Source organism: Pleomorphomonas sp. T1.2MG-36 (genome assembly GCF_950100655.1).
Lineage (GTDB): Bacteria > Pseudomonadota > Alphaproteobacteria > Rhizobiales > Pleomorphomonadaceae > Pleomorphomonas.
On sequence record NZ_CATNLY010000007.1, the window covers coordinates 1 to 18,850 of the forward strand.

Genomic DNA, 18,850 nt, shown 5'->3' on the forward strand with positions numbered 1-18,850 from the left:
CCCCCCGCCTCCTCAGCACTAGTGCGTATTGGGAAAAGTGGAGACGCTCTTCAGGAAAAAAGCGCGATAAAACAAAAGGGCTAGGAGCGGTGATGCATTGTCGGCGCGGCGACACAAGGAGAAGTGAAGATGTTGAGTGATGCCCTTCAGAACGGCTTCAACGAGCAGATCCAGAAAGAGTTCTATTCCTCGTATCTGTATCTCGCGATGGCCGCCCATTTCGAAGCCGCGAACCTGCCGGGCTTCGCATCGTGGATGAAGAAGCAGTCGGACGAGGAGCGCGGCCACGGCATGAAGCTGTGGGACTATGTGTACGATCGCGGCGGCAAGGTCGTGCTTTCGGCCATCGAGCAGCCGCCGGTGGCGTTCGGCAAGCCGCTGGAGGTGTTCGAGCAGGTGCTGGCGCACGAGCAGAAGGTGACGGCGTCGATCAACGCGCTCTATGGGCTGGCGGCCAAGAACGCCGACGTGGCGGCCGAGATTTTCCTGCAGTGGTTCGTCACCGAGCAGGTCGAGGAAGAGAAGAACGTCACCGACGTGATCGCACAGCTGAAGATGTCGGGCGACAACGGCTTCGCCGCCCTGTTCGTGGACAAACACATCCTGGGCCAGAGGTAACGGCTCACCCAACCGCTTGCGGTGACGCCCCGAACCTCCGTCAGAGGCGGAGGCTCGGGGCGCTGCGCGTGGGCGACGGTGCGGGGGCGTTCGGATGGATCGAGGCCGCCTCGCTCCGTCCTCGTTGACCATGGGAGCGGGGTGGGGTTAGAGCACGTCCGGCGAACCTTGGTTCGCCAACGCGCTCTATCTATATGTTTTTCGCAACTCCGGACGCAAAACCGGTTCCCACTTTTGCTGGGGTTGCTTTAGGGTTACTGCAAGTCTGAGTGGAAAGGAGGCACGCATGCGGAAGAGCAGTGCAATCCGCCGGTCGGCCGGCGTGTCTCGGGCGACGGTGCCGTCGCAGCTTCCTTTCCTTGCGGCTCCTTTTTGAGCCGGGCTCAGGACGTCCTCATGTTCAAACTCGAACCGGATGGCTTTGCCGCCATCGCACCGCTTTTTGACGACCTTTCCCTTCGCCACGGCAGCGTCAGGGCCGTTCTCCGCGATCCGTCCCTCGGCGATATCTGGGTCGATGATCTGGGGTCGCCTCGTCAGGCCCTTCTGCGGGGGCCGGAGGGGCTCTATCTCGCCGGCGATCCCCGCCGCGACCTCGGCGGCCTCGCGGGGGAGATTGAAGATTTTGAGTATGTCTATCCCGATGACCCCTGGCTTCCGGTCATCGGCGAGGTTCTGCCAAACCGGTTCATGATCGCGCACGACCGGGTGCGGCTTGCCATGACGGCGGGCCGTGCGCGGGCCTTTGCCGTGCCCGGCGGCTTCGAGCTTGTGGCCGGCAGCCAGCCCATGGACGTATCGATCGCCCATGCGGGCGAGGTCGTTTCGCGCTGTTCGGTCGATATGGTCGTCGATGGCTATGCCGAGTTCGGCGTCTGGACCGACCCGGCCTATCGCGGGCGCGGCTTGGCGAAAGCTGCGGCCGCCGCCAGCCTTCGCTGCGCTGGCGAGCAGGGCGTCACCGCCTTTGGCTGGCACTGCCACGCTTCGAACACCCGGTCCCGGAAGGTCGCCACGGCTCTGGGCTTCGAGGTGACCGATCGCTACCAGGCCTTCAGTGCCCGTGTGCCGGCTGAAAACGACGGCGACCTCGATATCGCCTATTGCCGCGAGCTGGCGGCGACGTTCGAGACCGGCGCCGCGGAGATCGCCTGGCTGGAGTTTCATGCGGCGGTCGCCTGGGTGCTGGCCGGCGAGCCCGGCAAGGCGGCAATCGCGGTGGAGCGGCTGGTGCAGCGCGGCTGGTGGGGCAAGACGGAGTGGCTGGAACAGCACTGGGCGCTGGAAAGGCTGAAGGCCGATCCACGCTTCCAGAGCGCGGTCAGGGCGCACCGCGCCGCCCGCTAGAGCCGCAAGGGCGAGGGTGATATCGGGTCCGCCTTTTCCGCGTCGCTATCTTTGCGCGCTGCATTCATGGGCGCGCTATATCGGCGTTGCACCCCTTCCGGCCTGAGGTCCTCGCCTGCGCAAGGATGACAATTTATATTGAGGGAACAGTGGGATAAGCCGCGCGCGAAGCGCCGTCGCGTCATCACCGCCATTACCCGGAACACGACGCCCGCAAGTGTACGCAACCGCTATCCATTTGTTACATATGTATAAATCGTCATCCTTGCGCAGGCGAGGACCTCAGGCAGGATGAAACTCGACGCCGATATAGCGCTCCAGCAACACAAGGGAGCTTGATACGGTCCTCGCTCCCCTCTCGTCCTGAGATCCACCTCAGGCCGCAGAGGGCGAGGGAGGGGATATCAGGTCCGCCTTTCCCACGTCGCTATCGTTGCGCAATGCGTGCATGGGCGCGCTATATCAGCGTTGCACCCCGTTCTGCCTGAGGTCCTCGCCTGCGCAAGGATGACAATCTATATGTCTGTTTTTATTATGTAATTCTGTCATTCCCGCGCAGGCCGCATGAGTTCGCGCGCGAACTCAAGGTGTACCTCCGGCACCCACTTTTGCCGGGCTAGCCGCCCCAGCCTTCGATCAGCCGGCCGCCGAGGGCGGGCTTCTTCTCTTCCGGCAGGAAGGCGTGGCGGAGGGCTTCGAGGTTGTGGGCGAGGAATTCGCCGGTTTGCCAGCCGAAGGTGGCGGCGAGGCGGCGGTATTCCAGCGACAGGCTGAGCGGGGCGACGGTGCGGGCGTCGGTGTTGATGGAGAGCGACAGGCCGCGCCGCGACATCAGGTCCACGGGGTGGGCGGCATAGTCGCCGAAGACGCCGACCTGGATGTTGGACGACGGGCAGACCTCGAGGTGGAGGTTGCGCGCCTTGATCTCGGCCATCAGGTCCTCGCTTTCGATGGCGCGGACGCCGTGGCCGATGCGGGCGGGGGCGATGAGGGCGATCGCCTCGCGGAGGCTGTCCGGCCCGGCCGCCTCGCCGGCATGGGCGGTGACGGGCAGGCCGAGCGTGTGGGCGCGGTCGAACACGGCGCGGTTGGCGGCGGCCGGGTGGCCGGCCTCGTCGCCGGCAAGATCGACGCCGACGACGCCCCGGTCGCGCCAGCGGTGGGCGAGCTCGATCACCTTGAGGTTCTCGGCCGGCGGATAGTCGCGCAGGGCGCAGAGCAGGAGGCGCGCCTCGATGCCGGTGGCCGAAGCGCCGGCGACGAGCCCGTCGGTGACCGCCTCCATCACCTGATCGAGGCTGAGGCCGCCGCGCTGGTGGGTGTGCGGCGCGAAGCGGATTTCGGCGTAGATGACGCCGTCGGCCGCGAGCGCGCGCAACAGCTCGTCCATGGCGATGGCGAGCGCCGGCGCCGTTTGCAGCGCCTCGCAGGAGGGGCCGATGGCGCGGAGGTAGTCCATCAGGCTGTCGCAGCGCTCGGGCGCGGTGTAGAGGCGGCGGAACTCGGCCTCGCCGATGGGGTTGCCCAGGCGGTGGAGCGCCGTCCGCGTCAGCGAACAGTCGAGGTGGAGGTGCAGCTCCACCTTGGGCTTCAGCGTGAAATCGGGCGCGGCGGTCACATCGACGAGCATGGGGCAGTCTCCATCCTGCGGCGGACTGTCGGCGCGCGTTGCCCAACCGGCAACCGAGTTCTGGGCGGTTCAGTTGAGGCGCGCTCAATTATCTCCGCCCGCTTGATCTGGATGCATCCAGATCAAGCGGGTTTCGGCCTGACCGGCCGGCGCCCGGTCGGGCGCTTCCGCTTCCATCGGGTTCCGCCCGGAGGGGCGAACCCTCACGGAGGCGGTGTCTCGGGGAAGGCGGCGGCCTCGGCGGCGGCGAACTCGGCCTGGAACCAGCGCAGCGTGGACATGTGCAGCGCCGAGGTCTGGTCGGTGCGCCAGAGCAGCGCCCAGTTGCCGTCGCGCTTGTAGAGGCCGAGCGGCGCCACCAGCCGCCCGCCGGCGATGGCGTCCCACACGGCGGGGCCGGGCGCCAGCACCGCGCCGACGCCGGCCTCGGCCGCCTTGATGGCGAACAGCAGCCGCTCGAAGCGCAGCATGGGCGACTCGGGCAGCGCGTGGCCGCTTTCCATCGACCAGTTGGACCACATGGCGGTGGGCCAGACGGTGGTGAGCCGCTGCACGGAGAGGATCTCCTCGGCCGCGCCGCCCGGCGGCAGAATGTCCGGGTTGGCCACCGGGCCGAAGGTTTCCGGGCCGAAGACGTGGCGCGCCATGCCGGGAATGGCCGTCTCTCCGCCGACCACCACGTGGATGTCGATGGAGCGGTCGGTGGCGATGGGGTCCTTGTTCCAGGCGATGACGTCGATCTCCGTGCCCTTCAGACGCTTGAGCAGCCGCGGCAGGCGCGGCAGGAACCAGCGCACCAGGAAGGTGGCCGGCGCGGCGATCACCAGCCGTCCGCGCTGGCCCGACCGCTCGGCCCGCTCCACCGAGCGGACGATGCTCTCGAAGGCGGCGGCCAGCGACAGCGCCAGCCGCTCGGCCGTCTCGGTGAGGATCAGCTTGCGATGGGCGCGGATGAACAGCTCGGTCTTCAGCGCCGCCTCCAGCGCCCGGATCTGCTTGGACACGGCGCCATCGGTAACCCCCAGCTCCATGGCCGCCAGCCGCACGCTGCCAAGCCGCGCCACCGCCTCGAAAACGCGCAGGGCCGAGAGGTGGTCGAGGGGGTCGAGCATGGGGATTGGCCGGGGGGGAGAGGAGGGAACGGGCGCGGCGAGTTTAGGGCAAGGGGGAGAGGGATGGGAAGGGGGAGGATCGCGCGGTGCGTCACACCCGCGGAATGGGGCATGCAAGGGGAGACCGATATCGGCGTACCATCCCTTCCGGCCTGAGGTACACCTTGAATTCGCTCGCGAATTCAAGCGGCCTTCGCAAGGATGACAATTTATATAGAGGGAACAGGTTGTTAGGTAGTCGCAGGGACTCCCTGCGGCCTCACCTGCCCCAACGCAGGCAGGCCGCCCGACGAGCGGGCGAATCCGCTATCCGATTGTTACATATATATAAATTGTCATCCTTGCGAAGGCGAGGACCTCGGGCAGAACAGAGCGAGCGGTTGATATAGGGCGCCCTTGTTTATTGGAGCTTTATATGGGCCGCCGCGCCTTCTCGTCCTGAGGTCCTGCGCCTGAAGCGCAGGATGACAGTTAATTGATATAAAACAAATAGATAGCGCTGTGCGCTGCGCGTGCAGTTGCGTGCTCCGCTGGGGTCGTGCGATGCGCTGCTGGGGGAGGCGATCGCGATTTATCCCATTGTTTCATATATAAGTTCGTCATCCTGCGCTTCAGGCGCAGGACCTCAGGCAGGAAAGGGCGAAGGGTTGATATCGGGCGCCGTTGGCTCCGGGAGCGCGATATCGGCGTGGCGCCTCCTCCGGCCTGAGGCCCTCTGCTTTCGCAGAGGGTGACAGGAGGGTGATAAAACAAAGGTTTAGCGTTGTGCTCGTCGCTTGCCGACCTGTCTCCTCCTCCCCATCAAGCTGTCCTCCTCTGCGAAGGCAGAGGACCTCGGGCAGAAAGGGGCGCAAGGCGGATATAGTGCTCCCTGAAGCCTGAAACGCCCTGCCACCTCAAACAACAAGCGGCAGGGCCACCAGATCAGGCGCGGTCGGCCGCTATCGCCCAGTTGTGCAGGCAGCGATCGAGGCCGATGGCGATTTCGAGGACGAGAACGTCGTGCTCGCGGAGCGCGCCGCCCTTGGCTTTCGACACGAACTTCTTGGGAAAGTCGGTGCGGCGGGAGATGGAGCAGACCTCCATCCACTTGAAGCCGTTGTCGACCTCGATATCCATCGTCACCTCCGAATAGCTCGGCAGGCGGTCGGACGGCACGATGCGGGTGGGCAGGGCGACGACCGAGGCGATCATCTTGCGCACCGGTTCGAGGCAGGCGGTGTGGTAGTCCATGCCGGTGTCGGCGGTGAAGGCCGCCTGAAACTCCATCTGCCAGAACTCCTTGAGCCGCATGTGCGCGGTGGTCTGCTCCTGCTCGCGTCGGTAGGAACGGCCCGCCTGCCAGACGCAGAGCGGCAGCCGGGCTCCGGTGTGCGTGTCGAGAAGGTGCGTCATGTAGGCATAGGTGGACGGGGTGGTCTCGGGCCGGAGGACCAGTTCCGTCTCGGTCGGCGCCAGTTGCTGCTGCACCCAGACGTCGGCATTGCCGTAGGCGTCGGAGATGAGATGGCGGGGGATGAGCGTCGGCGCTTCCACCCGCCGCATGTCCCAGGCCGGGTTGACGGACCGGAGGAAGGCGCGAACCTCGTCGGAAAAGTGCCGGATGAACGCCTCGCGGCGAAGGATTTCGCGCTCCTCCCAATGGACGAGCGAATTCACGTTGAGAATGCTGAGCATGGCCTGATCTCCGTGGATGGCCATTGAAGGATGAGGTGGGCGCTTTACGTCCGATCGGTCGCGCCAAGGCGCGCGGCATCACGACCGGACGCGGCGACCTCGTCCTCCGAGCACGCAAGCGAAGGCGATCCGCAGGGTGCGGCCGTCCGTCAGCGATGATGCGTGCGCGTTGCTCATGGGGAAGTGATGCCGGAAGGGCGAGGGGCGGTCAAGGGTGGGGCGAGCGAAGGTGCTGGTTGCGGCACTGTCTAGGTGGCGCCTAATGTCAAAAGCGATAGCGACAAGGCAGGCCTCGATGCCCGAGATGTTTTCACCGTCCGCCGAAATGTTCTCCCCATCCTCTGTGAAGCGAAACCCGGAGGGCATCACATGTGTCATCGAGGTGACACTACCGCAGATCTCAAGCTGGATACTGCAATGCGGAGGACTGCCGGAGTACATTGCCCGGCTCGTTCGCGACCTCGATGTTCTGAAAAAGGGGCTGGCGCCGCTCTATGACGAGATGCAGGAGGGCGACAGCCTCTGGCTTTGCAGAAGCGAGCAGATCGGGCCGCTTTACTGCCATGAAGGTATCGCTCTCGTCCGCGATGGGCGGCCGGTGGTGTACGTGCGGATGGTTCAGCACTGAGGGGGGGACAGGGTGGCGCTTTTTCGTCATCCAAAGGTAAGTTGGAAAACCTGAAGTCGAGTTCCACGCTTCCCTATTTAGTCGGCGGTGGCAGAGGGTGGCTTCTGCGGCTGTTCTCCACCAGCCAGAGGGACCGCGCCCTTTGATTTCCTCGACGCCCTTTTGTTTCGCTTGGGTGGGGTTGCCGGGGGCATCGCGCTTTTGGCACCATTGCTTGATCTTGATAGGTCCTGCGTATCCGCCCACCAAATTCGATAGGCTTCCACGTCATTCAACTCGACTTCGCGCTGGAAAGTCGCGTGCATCGAGCCCAGCCAAGGTTTCTCGGTATCCGGCTTGAACCGCAGCGAAACTGGCAGACCGTCGTCATAGAGGTGATAGCGCAAACGGTGAAACAACTGGGTGGGGATCAGATAAGCCGCGCCACGCTCGGTCCGTGCCTGATAGACAGGCGTGCCGTTCATCGTAAACTCATAACCTTCCGGCCGATCTTCCTCAATCGTTAGGACCAAGTCGGGAGGCATGGGAGTACCGCCTTGGCGATGCAGCCAGCGCCAGTCCATCAGCCATTCAGGCTCGGTCGCCCTGCCGATTACTAGAAGCGGTTTCTGACCAGCCTTGAGAATCCGTGCGCTGCCGTCGCGGACCGCTTTCCAGAACTCGTCCGGAGTCCGGCCTTCAATCTCCTGAAAGTCGGCCTTTCGGACGACATCCCCCCAGACCACGTCCGCGACCCAGCCAGAAAGGGCATTTTGCCACCATTCCTCTTCGTTTACGACCGCCTGTGCCATCGGAGGGTTGGTGTAGGCGCCCTTGCTGAGGCCGACGACGGGTAGCGTAAAATCAGCCAAGACGTCATTCGTCGGCACCATCTCCGCGAACAAATTGCGCGGAAAAGCTGTTGAAGTGAATGCTTGGGAACCTGCGGCGGCGGCCAAAGCGCCAACGCGCTCGAGGTCGATCTCCGCGTCGATGATTGCTTTGGTACGATGGCCGGTCAGTACGTCAAGCGACTGCTCGACAAGCTGCCTGGCATGTGCGCGCCTTTCGTCGAACGTCGGCGCGTCACCTGAGCCGACTAGTTCGACGAGCAAACTCCCATGCCGCTCGGCGGTTATCCCGTCAAATGCGGCGAGCAGGGAGCGGAGGTAGCTCTCTAGGCGCCGCAGCGCCTCGTCGTCGGATTGTGTGAGCAGACGGCGTAGACCGCCGTCGATCGCCTGCGGTCCCAGCGTCGTCGCCATGATCGCGATGGCCTGCGCTTCCTGCAGCGTCTCGAAGGAGAGGCCTCCGCTTGAGCTGTAGACACGCATCGAAACCGAGGGAGAGTCACCGAGTTGGCCCAGCCCTTCGAGCAGATGATCGATGCGCCCAGCATAGCTTCGTTCGTCAAATCGTTCGCCTGTTCCGGTGACCCTGAGCGCCGAGATCAAGACGCTCGCGCCGGATAGCCCTCCGTCGTCGTGAATGCCGGTGTCGCCGCGGTCGTGCGGTTCGCCACGCAGCAGCATACGTGCCGCCTGCGTCGCCGCTTCAGCGGCATTGGAGTGGATCGCCCAATGGACGAACAGGCTAGCGAGGAGGACGACATGATCGCGCCAAGCATTGTGCATGATAGCGCCAAATACCAATGATGCGGTAATCGGGGTGCCGCCTTGTGCCAGCGATAAGTCGTCGAGCTCGGCCCAGTCCAACTCCAGCGTCTCAAGTGTCAGCGCCTCGGACCGCACGCTCCAATATGCGCCGCGCGTATTCCATGCGCGCTCGGCGGGTATCCGCCAGTGGAGCATCAAGTCACAGGTCCAGCTTGTCGCGAGCCTATCGCCCAGCCAGACGGCGCGCGCTGCTATTTGTGTCGTTGCCCTCAGGTGGGCGTTGATATTCTCCGCCGTGCGCTTGAGGTCTTCCCAACTCCGGTCTCCGCGTTTACGGCGGTCAGGCGCCGCAGCGATGACCTGAAGCAGCCGCTCCCAGCCGGCAACGAGCTCGCGCCATGCGCGCTCGTAAGTCTCCTCTTGGCGTGACAGGTTGTAGGACCGCTTGCCGGTCGCGTTTTTCGGCGTTTCCGCGCGATGTTCCTTAAGAGCCCAGTCCATGAGCTCGTTGGCGAGGTACTTCTCGAGCCAAAGTACCGGTCGCATCGCACCGGGCGATATCTTGCTCGCTACAAGCCCATAGATGTGTGCAGGCGCATAGGCGATCTGACCTGTGAACTCGGCTTCATCTGGAAGACGTTCGACGGCGCGGCGGATCATGTCACGGTAGGCACCTACCCATTCCTCGGCAAGAGCCCTGCTAAACAAGCGCTGTCCGGATTCGAGCTGTGCATAGCTGAAGTCTTCATCAGAGATCTGGGCAAGCCGGTAGAGAAAGGCAAGGAAGGCGTTTACCTCTTTGAGTTGCTCCCCAAACTCGTCAGCCTGACGGGTATCGATTAGGGCGTTGAGGTCGGCGATCATCTCGCGCAAGATCACGCTGGTTTCACGGATGGCGCCATTCTCCACCGGAACTCTGCGGAACCTGAGCGAAGCCTTGACCACCCAGCGTTCTATCGGGCCCAGTGGGAGCGTTGCGCGGGAGAGCACCAAATCACCTTCGTAGTCCCAACCGGGATGAAGTGGGATGACGAAGTCGTGGACTTGTTCATCGTTTGCCCCACGCGCCTGAGCTAGCCATGTCCGGATGATAGGGGCCAGCATCGCAAGACGTACGTCGACCAATCGCATCTTCCGGTACAAATGGCGGCTGACAAGTGGAGCACCGCCATCCCAGAGCGCGGAATACCACGTGCGGGCGCGGGGGGCTGCTGCAAACGGGACTGTCTCGTCGCCGGCCGGAAGATGGCCATAGCCGGCGACATTAGCCCACCGGTTTGCAGTGACAACCCGCGTCAACTCGCGTGGCCAGACCACATTGGCGACATAGGCTTGCATGATCGGCGTGCGCTTTCGGGGTGAAGGAAGTCAATCGTCCGCAACACGAACCAGACGAGCGCACCGACGTTGAGCGTAAACCATGCAAGGTTTAGCAGTGTGAAAGCAGCGACCGTGTCGTTCATCTTCGCTGCGAAGGGGAGTTGTGTTGCGATCCCCACGCACAACAGCAACGAATTTACGCCGACGAAAATCGCGCTCGACGACTCGATGTAAATCGTAAGGCGCGAAGCGAACGAGGCGCGCCCTTGATTGAGAAGCCCGACAAAAGCGATGACGAGTGGAAAGATTAGGCCAATCAGCGCGGCCTGCGCCGTGAGCACGCCGATGTTAATGGTCCAGAAATCAAGCGCGTGCGCCTGGCTATCGGTGGAGAGCGGGAAGATGGGAAGCCAATCGAGCCGGGCGAGGAGGAGGGCCGCGATGTATGGTACAGCGGCAATGGGAAGAGCAAGCGCAGGATATTGAACAGCCCATCTCGCGAGCCGCATGAGGCGCGGATAACGGTAGTTTCGAAACTCGGAATTGCTAGCTAGATGTTGCGCAACGATGCGGCGCACGAGCTCTTCGAGTCCCGGTTGGAACCAGCCTCGGATAACCTCGATTAGCAGACAGAGTTGATGCCGGCCGTTACTAAGTGCGCTACGCATTGCTTTCAAGTCTAGACGCAACTTCCCCATCACCCCTTTATCGGCCGGTTCTCGGACTTCGGCCGCGCCCCGACCATCTTATTACACCATATCGTTGCTCTCAGATACAAAGCACACGGCTAGCAGGCAAGAACAACGCTGCTGTTGAGCTTATGGGTGCTTCAGTTCCACCCTCCGTCTCACCCCTCTCCCGTGAAGAACTCCGCGATGGTGTTCGCCGCCGTCTCGATGTGCTGGCGTAGCGTCTTGATGGCGCCTTCCGCATCCCCCCGTCTTGCGGCGTCCAGCATCTCTCGGTGGTCGGTTTGGGAGAGGTGGGAGCGGCCTTTGGCTGCCAGTTGGAAGCGGAGGTAGCGGTCGAAGGAGGCGAGGTGGGTTTCGGTGAGGGCGATCAGTTTGGGGCGGGCCGCGGCGCCGTAGAGCGTCATATGGAAGCGGCGGTTGAGGTCGCCCATGCGGGCGGGGTCGGTCTCGGCGTCCATTTCGGCGATGAGGTGGTCGGCGCGGGCGAAGTCGGCGTCGGTGAGATGGGGGATGGAGCGTTCGAAGACGGCCGGCTCCAGCGCCAGGCGGATGGCGTAGATGTCGGCGGCGTCGCTGGCGGAGATCTCGGTGACCAGCGCGCCCTTGTGCGGCACGAAGTCGATCAGCGCCTGGGCCTCCAGCTGCCGCATCGCCTCGCGGATCGGCATGCGGCTGACGCCGAAGGCGGCCGCGAGGTCCTCCTGCCGGAGCGGCGTGCCGCCGGCGAGGCGCCCGGTGAGGATGGCGGTGCGCAGCGTGGCTTCCACGAACTCGGTGGCGGTGCGGTGTCGGCCGCCGGCTTCCGCCACCAGGGCCGACAGGTCGAGCGCGCGTCTGGGGAGCTTTGGTTCGCCAACGTGCTCCATCGGGTCTCGCTTCTGCTGGCGTTGCTCTGGTTTGGGCATCGGCGATATCCAGTTGTCTATTGGATCCAATTCTGCCACGTTGCGCCGACAGTGTCACTCTCGCAAGGCCTGGAAACGAAAGGGGCGGGGAGCGTCCTATCCACCCCACGGCCGCCGCACGGGCCGCCCGGTGGGGTCGGATCGGCGCTCCGGGACGGTGTGAAGCATCGTCCGTTCGGCCCTTGCGCAACTCCGGCCGGATGATCGCCAGCCCATGCTCCAACCTCTCTATCAAACCCGTTCCGATCTTCTCGACCTGGAGGCCGCCGTCATCGACGCGCGGCCCGGCATGGTGCTGCTCGGCGACACCATCGCCTTTCCCGGCGGCGGCGGCCAGTTGCCCGACCGGGCGCGGCTCCGCTGGGGCGGCGGCGAGGCGGCGGTCACCGGCGTGACGGCGGATGCGCGCGGCTGGTGGCACGCCTTCGAGGGCGAGGCGGAGGTGGCCGGTCCGGTGCGCCTGTCGGTCGACGCCGGCTTTCGGCACCTGATGGCCGAGCTGCACACCCTGGCCCACATTGCCAACAGCATCGTCTACCGGGCCTTCGACGGCGCGCTGCTGACGGGCGCGCAGCTGTCCGCCGACGCCACCTTCCGGCTGGATTTCGATCTGCCCGCCTCGGATGTCGAGCGGCTGCGCGCCCTCTCCGGCCCGATCAACGAGGTGATCCGGGCCGACCTGCCGATCCGCGCCTTTCAGATGCCGTGGGACGACGCCAACGCGGTGCCCGGCCTCTTCCGCAGCCGGGCCGTATCGCCACCCCGCCAGGCCGGCGGCAACGTGCGCATCGTCGAGATCGGCGACATCGACCGGCAGGGATGCGGCGGCACGCACCTCACATCGACCGGCGAGGCGAGGCCGGTGCGCATTCTCAAGGTGGACAACAAGGGCCGGCAGAACCGGCGCATCCGGGTGGGGTTCGAGGGGTGATCCGCCCCGGTCGCTCACCCGGGCGGGGCAGATCTTTCGCGCGGGGGCTGCGTCAGAGCCTGACTTGAAATTCGCTGGGGCGAGGCAGATGGCGATGATTTCGAGAACCGGAGCGGAGCGAACATGGAGCAACTCCAGCAAAAGTGGAAACCGGTTTTGCGTCCGGAGTTGCGTTGAGCAAGAGGTAGGGCATTGGCGGTGAACCGCCAATGCCCAGGGGTTCGTGAGCACCGGAAGCGCAGAAATCGAAGCCAAGGCATTCGTCCGAAAAGTTGCAGACTTTTCGGATCAGGCGAATGCCAGTGATGCCCGGCCCAGTAGAGTTTCGGGTCAGGCTCTCAGAGGAAGGCCGAAGCGTTCCTCTTAGCCCACTCGGCGAAGGAGGCCGGCGGCTGGCCGGTTATGGCCCTGACGGCGTCGGTGACGGGGTCGGGGTGGCGCTCGGCATCGGCCAGCGCCGTCAGCTTCAGATCGATGTACTCGGGCGCGAGAAAGCCGGCGAGCATCGTCCGCATCGCCTCGGGCGTGATGGCCTCAAAGGCGATGGGGCGGCCGAGCGCGGCGCCCAGGATGTCGACCTGCCGCAGCTGGGTGAGGCTCTCCGGCCCGGTGAGGATCGGGGCTTCGCCGATAAGAGCGCGTCCGGCGAACTCAGGTTCGCCAACGTGCTCCATTTCTTTGTCTTCACGCAACTCCGGACGCAAAACCGGTACCCACTTTTGCTGGCGTTGCTTTAGCTTGCCGGATGTCAGCGCCACCGCCGCCACGCGGGCGATGTCGCGCGGGTCGATCAGGCTTTGGCTGGCATGGGGAAAGGGCGATCGCACCACGCCAGTGGCGCGTATCTGCTCCTTCCAGAACAGGGCGTTGGAGGCGAAGGCGACCGGGCGCAGGAAGGTCCAGTCGAGGCGGGATTGCTCGATGGCGATCTCGACCTCGCGGTGGCGCCGGCAGTTGAAGTCGGTCATGTCGCCGCTGGCGGCGTCGGCCGACGACAGCAGAACCAGTCTGCGGACGCCGGCCGCCTCCATCTGGTCGACCAGGAGCCGCGCCGTCCCCGGCGTCGCATAGGTGAACACCGCCTCGACCCCGTCCAAGGCCGACCGCAGGGCCGAAGCGTCGGTCAAATCGACGGTCGCGCTTTCGACGCCGGGCGGAAATGCCGAGGGACGCCGGCTGGTGGCGCGAACGGCGTGTCCGCCGGAGGCGAGGGCTTCAACGACATGGGAACCGACCCGACCGGTTCCGCCAATCACCAAGATGGTCATCTACGTGTCCTATCCGTTGGAGTTGCGGACACGGATCGTTTGGACCGTCCTGACAGCCACAACCGACCACGACCGGGATCCCCCGGTGTGTCCGGCCATGGCCAAGAGCGAAACGCTCAAGCGTGACTGTCTCAAGGGTGCCCGATCGGCTTGATCCCCAGGGGGATCGGGTGCAAGCGGGCCGAGACCGCAGGTTGTCACCGTACCTGCATCGCTGTCTTTTCTGGCAGCAAAAGGTGTCGCGCCGGGTGGTGGAGTTGTCAAGCTGGGAGAGCGGGGCAGGCGGCGCCGGAGGCGAGTTGCTGTCGGTGGGTTGCTAGGGCGCGCCGTTCGGGAGCGGGGAGGCCCAGCCGCAATCGGCGATGATCCCGGCGGCGGTATCGGCAAGAGAGCGCTCGGGGCCGATGATCGTTTCCTCGACCCCCGCCAGCCGGTCGTCCTCCCGCCACCACCGGCGCATCTCGCGCTCGCCGAAATCGCTGGCGTTCGGCTTCGTCCGGTGCCTGTCGAGGGTCTCCTGGAAGGGAATTTCGTAGCGGTAGCAGCGCGTGATGCCGAGGTGGTCGGCCACCAGCCGGCGCAGCATGTCGCCGTAGATATCGTCGCGCAGGATGCCCTCGACGATCGCGTGGAGCCCGCGATCGAGCGCGAAGCGGGTTGAGAGCTCGATATAGTCGGCGGCCAGCGACGGCTTGCTGTCGGGCAGGTGCAGGATGTCCCGCCGGAGCACGTCCTGCCCGATGATGGCGATCCCGCGCGGACGGGCGGCGCGGATGGCCGCTGCCAGGGCGGACTTGCCGCTGCCCGAGTTGCCGCGAATGACGATAAGTCGCGTCTGGTCGTTGCCCATCATGTCGCCATCGCCCCCGCCATAGCCAACACCCGTTCGGCGCATCCGGCAATGCCGGGGGCGCGAAGGGGCCTTCCTCACCCCATCATCCCCGGCAATCCCGCCGCCAACGCGTCGATGGCGAGGCGCGTCTTCAGCGGCAGGTGCGGGGTTTTCAGCCAGAGGGCGTAGGTGGGGTAGAGGTGGGGCGGCTGGTGGGAGAGGAGGGGCACCAGCGCGCCCTCATGGATGCGGTCGGCGATCAGCCAGGATGGGAGCCAGGCGAGGCCCATGCCGGCCGTGGCGGCGTCGGCGATGGCGGCGAGGTCGTCGAGCTTCAGGCGGCTCTGCGGCAAGATTTCCAGCGGCGGCTCGCCCTCGCGCGGGAACAGCCAGGGCTGGAGGCGGAAGCCGGCGCGGCGATAGAGAATGGCACGATGGCCGCCGAGGTCGTCGATGCCGGACGGCTCCCCGTGCGCCTTGAGATAGGCCGGCGCGGCGCAGACCAGCATGCGCTGGTGGGCCAGCCGGCGCCCCACCACGCCGGAGAGATCGCCGAGGTCGCCGGTGCGGATGGCGAGGTCGTAGCCGTCCTCGGCCAGATCGGCGAAGCGGTCGCCGAGCGACAGTTCCAGCTCCAGCGCCGGATGCCGGCGCTGAAACTCGGTCAGGATGGGCAGCACGCAGTAGCGGCCGAAATGCGTCGGCATGGTCACGCGCAGCCGGCCGCGCGGCTCGCTGGCGTGATCGGCGGCCAAGGCGTCGGCGGCCTCCGCCTCGGCGAGCACCACGCGGCAGCGCTCGTAATAGGCGCGTCCGGGATCGGTGAGGCTCTGGCGGCGGGTGGTGCGGTTGAGAAGGCGCGCGCCCAGGCGCTCCTCCAGCTGGCGCACGTGCTTGCCCACCATGGGGGGCGAGAGGTCCAGCGCGCTGGCGGCGGCGGCGAAGGAGCCGAGGTCGACGGCCTTGACGAAGACGGCCATGCTGGCGAGGCGATCCAAATTCGGAACTCCCGGTTTCGACAGTCGAGGTCTCCGGGCAATTTATCGCGGTTTCCCCCTGCGGCACACTCCATTCAGTCTCAGTATTTTGGAGTGTAGCTCATGGCGCGCATCATCCGCTTTCACGAAATCGGCGGCCCCGACGTTCTCCGCATCGAGGAGGTGGACGTTGCCGGCCCCGGCCCGGGCGAGGTGCAAATCGCCGTCAAGGCGCTGGGTCTCAACCGGGCGGAGGCGCTGATGCGCGCCGGCCGCTACATCGAACGGCCGGCCCTGCCATCCGGCCTCGGGCTGGAGGCGGCGGGCATCGTCGCGGAGGTCGGCGAGGGCGTGCGCGGCCTCGCGCGGGGCGACGCCGTCAGTGTGGTGCCGCCCATTTCCATGGCGCGATACCCCGCCTATGGCGAGGTCGCCACCTTTCCGGCCGCCCATGTCGTCCGGCATCCTGTCACCCTGGACTGGACGACGGCGGCGGCCGTCTGGATGGCCTATCTCACCGCCTATGGCGCGCTGGTCGACATCGCCCGGCTCGGCCCCGGCGAGGCGGCGGCCATCACTGCGGCCTCCAGCAGCGTGGGGCTGGCGGCGATCCAGATCGCCAACAGGGTGGGGGCGCGGCCGATCGCGATCACCCGGACAGCGGAGAAGGCAGAGGCCTTGATCGGGGCGGGCGCCGCCCATGTCGTCACCCTGGCCGAGGGCGGGCTGGACAGCCGCCTCGCCGAAGCGGCCGGGCCGGATGGGGTGCGCGTGGTGTTCGACGCGGTCGGCGGCCCGATCGTCGAGCCGCTGGCGGCGGCGATGGCGCCCGGCGGCCTCCTCATCGAATACGGCGGGCTGAGCCCGGAGCCGACGCCGTTCCCGCTGTTCACGGCGCTGAGCAAGACGCTGACGCTGCGCGGCTATCTGGTACACGAGATCATCGGCGACGCCGCCCGCCTCGAAGCGGCCAAGGCGTTCGTCCTCGACGGCCTCGCGGCTGGCGCGCTGAAGCCGCGGATCGACAAGGTGTTCGCCTTCGACGACATCGTCGAGGCGCACCGCTACCTGGAGGCCGGCGATCAGGTGGGCAAGATCGTGGTGAGGGTGTAGCGGCCGCTTCAGCCAGCCTCCACCACGTCCCCCGCCAAAATCCGATCCACGATCGTCGCCAGTTTCTCGTCGATGATGTGGAGGTATTCGGTCCAGTCGTGGAAGCCGGTGAGTTCGCTCTGGCCGTCGGAGATGCCGCGCAGGCCGAGGAGGGGGACGGCGAACTTCTGTGAGGCGCGCCAGAGGGCGAAGGTTTCCATGTCGACCATGTCGGCGTCGACAAGGTCGTAGGCGGCGCCGGAGACGACGTTGCCGCCGGTGGAAAGGCTGGCTTCCGGCACGCCGGGGATGCGCAGCGGCAGCGGCACGGTGGCCGGCAGGTCGAGCAGCGGCGTGGTGCCCTTGGCAAAGCCGAGGGGCGAGGCGTCGATGTCGCGATAGGCGATGGACGTCGCCTGGTAGACCTCGCAATGCCTGAGGCGGCGCGAGCCGGCCGAGCCGAGGCTGACCACCAGCGAGGGCAGGTCGCCGCGATGGGCGCGGGCGGCGAGCTCGGCGGTGAGGTTGACGGCCGCCTCCACCGGGCCGACGCCGATCATCACCGGCTTGATGCGCGTCCTGAGCGCCGGGCCGTATTCCTGCTCGGCGGCCATGGCAAAGAGTATCGACGGTCCACGCATTCCCATTCCCTCGAATCCCGACACGTGGCGGAACGGTAGCCGAATTCGGCGGCCGCCGCGAGGCGCTGTCGTCGCGGGGCAAGCGCAGCGAAGTGATGCGGGCGCCGGCGGCCGCTCCGCTCGCCTTGGTGGGCGTCGATGCCGGTCCGGGGAGGGCAATCCTGCAGAAAAAGCCAATGCCGGCGTGAAAACGACGGTCGCATTTCGGATGATATACTATTGATGCACTCGTTCTTTCTGGAACAGAGAGCATACTTGCCCGGTTATTTCATTGTCCGATGAGGGCCTGTCCCGAATCTCTACTGGCCTCCGCGCCTGGTTTCGATGGCGTGCGCTCCGGCGCGCGCCACCGTTGCCACACGCCTTGCCAGTGCGGTTCGAGCCGGGCTCCGAGATGTATTTCGTCGCGGGCGGTCCAGCCAAAGCGAGACATCATGCCAACCTTTACCCAGATCCAATTGGAAGCCATTGCCGGCGCACTCGGCGACACGTGCGGCGGCCTGACCGAAGGCGAGATTTCGGCCCTGTTCGCCATGGCCAGCATTCCCGATGCCGATGCCGGGCTCGACATGCGGCAGCGCCTGTTAAACGCCTTTGCCGACGTGCAGACGACGCGCAACGACCGCACCCACATCCTGGCCTTCATCTGCACGGCCATGCAGCCCGAGCGCTTCGCCCGCGAGCCGGAGCGCTTCGAGGCGATGCGGCTCAACATCAACCGCGCGCTGGCGCTGGCCGGCCTCGTCGTCAGCGAGGAAGGCAAGCTCGAAGCCATGCGGGCGGCGAGCAAGCTCAACGAGGCCGCCAAGCGGGCGCGCGAGCTGAGGGCCGACCTCACCTATCGCGACGCCCACCCCGAGGTGATGCGCTTTTGCCAGCAGGAGCTGTTGGCCGACGGCTACGTCCACGCCGTGCAGGAGGCGGTGAAGGGCCTCGCCGAAAAGATCCGCCGCCGCACCGGCCTCAACGGCGACGGCGCCGACCTCGTCGACCACGCCTTCGCCGGCGCCCCGCCGCTTCTGGCGATCAACGCGCTGGCCAGCGAGGGGCAGACCGGCGAGCAGCGGGGCTTCGCCGCGCTGCTGAAGGGCGTGTTCGCCCTGTTCCACGACCCGGCCGAACCCGAGCCGCGACCGCACTGGCACATGAGCCGCGAAGACGCCGAAGACCTCCTCAGCCTCATCTCGCTGATCCACCGCCGCCTCGACGCGGCCAGCATGCCGCAGCTGATGTAGGGGGAGGGATGCCGGGAGAAGCTTGGACGCAGGGGAGCGCGATAGCGGCGTCGCGCTCCTTGCGGCCCGAGGTCCTCGCCTCCATCAAGCTGTCCTCCTCTGCGCAGGCGGCTTGCATTCGCGCGCGAATGCAAGGTGGATCTCGGGCCGGAAAGGGCGATGGGTTGATATCGGCGACCTCGGGGAATGGAGCGCGATATCGGCCGGGAGCCATGTTCTGCCTGAGGTCCTCCTTGGACTCACGATTGAAGTGCAACACCTGGTAAGGTGTTGCTGCGATGGGACAACATTACTCTCAGCTCTCGTTGCGGGAGCGAATGACGGTCGACCTTCTCCACCGGGAAGGGCTA

At 65.7% G+C, this 18,850-nt stretch carries 16 protein-coding genes; 6 read left to right on the plus strand and 10 right to left on the minus strand.

The window, feature by feature from the left end:
• Nucleotides 1-129: 129 nt before the first annotated feature.
• Nucleotides 130-618, plus strand: a complete 489-nt coding sequence (locus QQZ18_RS06800; RefSeq protein ID WP_284539376.1) for a ferritin — start codon at nt 130-132, stop codon at nt 616-618.
• Between the two features lie 396 nt (nt 619-1,014).
• The gene (locus QQZ18_RS06805; RefSeq protein ID WP_284539377.1) at nt 1,015-1,965 is read left to right on the plus strand and encodes a GNAT family N-acetyltransferase; all 951 of its coding nucleotides are present in this window, start codon (nt 1,015-1,017) and stop codon (nt 1,963-1,965) included.
• Nucleotides 1,966-2,581: 616 nt separating this feature from the next.
• Here QQZ18_RS06805 and add read toward each other — a convergent pair.
• The 3 genes from add to QQZ18_RS06820 all read right to left on the minus strand — a co-directional run bounded on the left by add (nt 2,582) and on the right by QQZ18_RS06820 (nt 6,384).
• Nucleotides 2,582-3,595 carry an adenosine deaminase gene (gene add, locus QQZ18_RS06810; protein ID WP_284539378.1) on the minus strand — a complete coding sequence of 338 codons (1,014 nt, stop codon included), beginning with the start codon at nt 3,593-3,595 and terminating at the stop codon, nt 2,582-2,584.
• Between the two features lie 203 nt (nt 3,596-3,798).
• Nucleotides 3,799-4,707 carry a LysR family transcriptional regulator gene (locus QQZ18_RS06815; RefSeq protein WP_284539379.1) on the minus strand — a complete coding sequence of 303 codons (909 nt, stop codon included), beginning with the start codon at nt 4,705-4,707 and terminating at the stop codon, nt 3,799-3,801.
• A 924-nt stretch (nt 4,708-5,631) separates the two neighbouring features.
• The gene (locus tag QQZ18_RS06820) at nt 5,632-6,384 is read right to left on the minus strand and encodes an aminoacyl--tRNA ligase-related protein (protein ID WP_284539380.1); all 753 of its coding nucleotides are present in this window, start codon (nt 6,382-6,384) and stop codon (nt 5,632-5,634) included.
• Between the two features lie 295 nt (nt 6,385-6,679).
• Between QQZ18_RS06820 and QQZ18_RS06825 the strand changes: the two genes are divergently transcribed.
• Nucleotides 6,680-7,012 (plus strand): hypothetical protein, encoded by a 333-nt coding sequence (locus tag QQZ18_RS06825; protein ID WP_284539382.1) that lies wholly within the window; start codon nt 6,680-6,682, stop codon nt 7,010-7,012.
• A 77-nt stretch (nt 7,013-7,089) separates the two neighbouring features.
• Here QQZ18_RS06825 and QQZ18_RS06830 read toward each other — a convergent pair whose 3' ends face one another.
• From QQZ18_RS06830 to QQZ18_RS06840, 3 genes are all read right to left on the minus strand, one after another.
• Complete coding sequence (locus QQZ18_RS06830; protein ID WP_284539384.1) at nt 7,090-9,945, minus strand: hypothetical protein; 2,856 nt, start codon at nt 9,943-9,945, stop codon at nt 7,090-7,092.
• On the minus strand, nt 9,903-10,505 hold the full coding sequence (locus QQZ18_RS06835) for a hypothetical protein (protein ID WP_284539386.1): 603 nt from the start codon (nt 10,503-10,505) through the stop codon (nt 9,903-9,905). The genes QQZ18_RS06830 and QQZ18_RS06835 overlap by 43 nt, the downstream gene beginning before the upstream one ends.
• A gap of 269 nt (nt 10,506-10,774) precedes the next feature.
• A complete protein-coding gene (locus tag QQZ18_RS06840; RefSeq protein ID WP_284539388.1) occupies nt 10,775-11,524 on the minus strand; it encodes a GntR family transcriptional regulator in 750 nt (249 codons plus the stop codon).
• Between the two features lie 214 nt (nt 11,525-11,738).
• On the opposite strand from QQZ18_RS06840, the gene QQZ18_RS06845 reads away from it, so the two are divergent.
• Entirely contained in the window at nt 11,739-12,455 is a 717-nt protein-coding gene (locus tag QQZ18_RS06845; RefSeq protein WP_284539389.1) for an alanyl-tRNA editing protein, read from the plus strand.
• A gap of 338 nt (nt 12,456-12,793) precedes the next feature.
• On the opposite strand, the gene QQZ18_RS06850 is transcribed toward QQZ18_RS06845, so the two are convergent.
• From QQZ18_RS06850 to QQZ18_RS06860, 3 genes are all read right to left on the minus strand, one after another.
• The gene (locus QQZ18_RS06850) at nt 12,794-13,723 is read right to left on the minus strand and encodes an NAD(P)H-binding protein (protein ID WP_284539391.1); all 930 of its coding nucleotides are present in this window, start codon (nt 13,721-13,723) and stop codon (nt 12,794-12,796) included.
• 316 nt (nt 13,724-14,039) lie between these two features.
• Nucleotides 14,040-14,576: a hypothetical protein gene (locus QQZ18_RS06855; RefSeq protein ID WP_284539393.1), complete on the minus strand. Its 537-nt coding sequence runs from the start codon at nt 14,574-14,576 to the stop codon at nt 14,040-14,042.
• Between the two features lie 74 nt (nt 14,577-14,650).
• Complete coding sequence (locus QQZ18_RS06860; RefSeq protein ID WP_284539394.1) at nt 14,651-15,553, minus strand: LysR family transcriptional regulator; 903 nt, start codon at nt 15,551-15,553, stop codon at nt 14,651-14,653.
• 102 nt (nt 15,554-15,655) lie between these two features.
• Here QQZ18_RS06860 and QQZ18_RS06865 point away from each other — a divergent pair, with 102 nt between their 5' ends.
• Nucleotides 15,656-16,645 (plus strand): zinc-dependent alcohol dehydrogenase family protein, encoded by a 990-nt coding sequence (locus QQZ18_RS06865; protein WP_284539397.1) that lies wholly within the window; start codon nt 15,656-15,658, stop codon nt 16,643-16,645.
• A gap of 8 nt (nt 16,646-16,653) precedes the next feature.
• Here the strand turns inward: QQZ18_RS06865 and QQZ18_RS06870 are convergent, their stop codons facing one another.
• Nucleotides 16,654-17,271, minus strand: a complete 618-nt coding sequence (locus QQZ18_RS06870; RefSeq protein WP_446728616.1) for a 5'-methylthioadenosine/S-adenosylhomocysteine nucleosidase — start codon at nt 17,269-17,271, stop codon at nt 16,654-16,656.
• Nucleotides 17,272-17,699: 428 nt separating this feature from the next.
• Here QQZ18_RS06870 and QQZ18_RS06875 point away from each other — a divergent pair, with 428 nt between their 5' ends.
• Nucleotides 17,700-18,500 (plus strand): TIGR02391 family protein, encoded by an 801-nt coding sequence (locus QQZ18_RS06875; RefSeq protein ID WP_284539400.1) that lies wholly within the window; start codon nt 17,700-17,702, stop codon nt 18,498-18,500.
• Nucleotides 18,501-18,850: the final 350 nt, after the last annotated feature.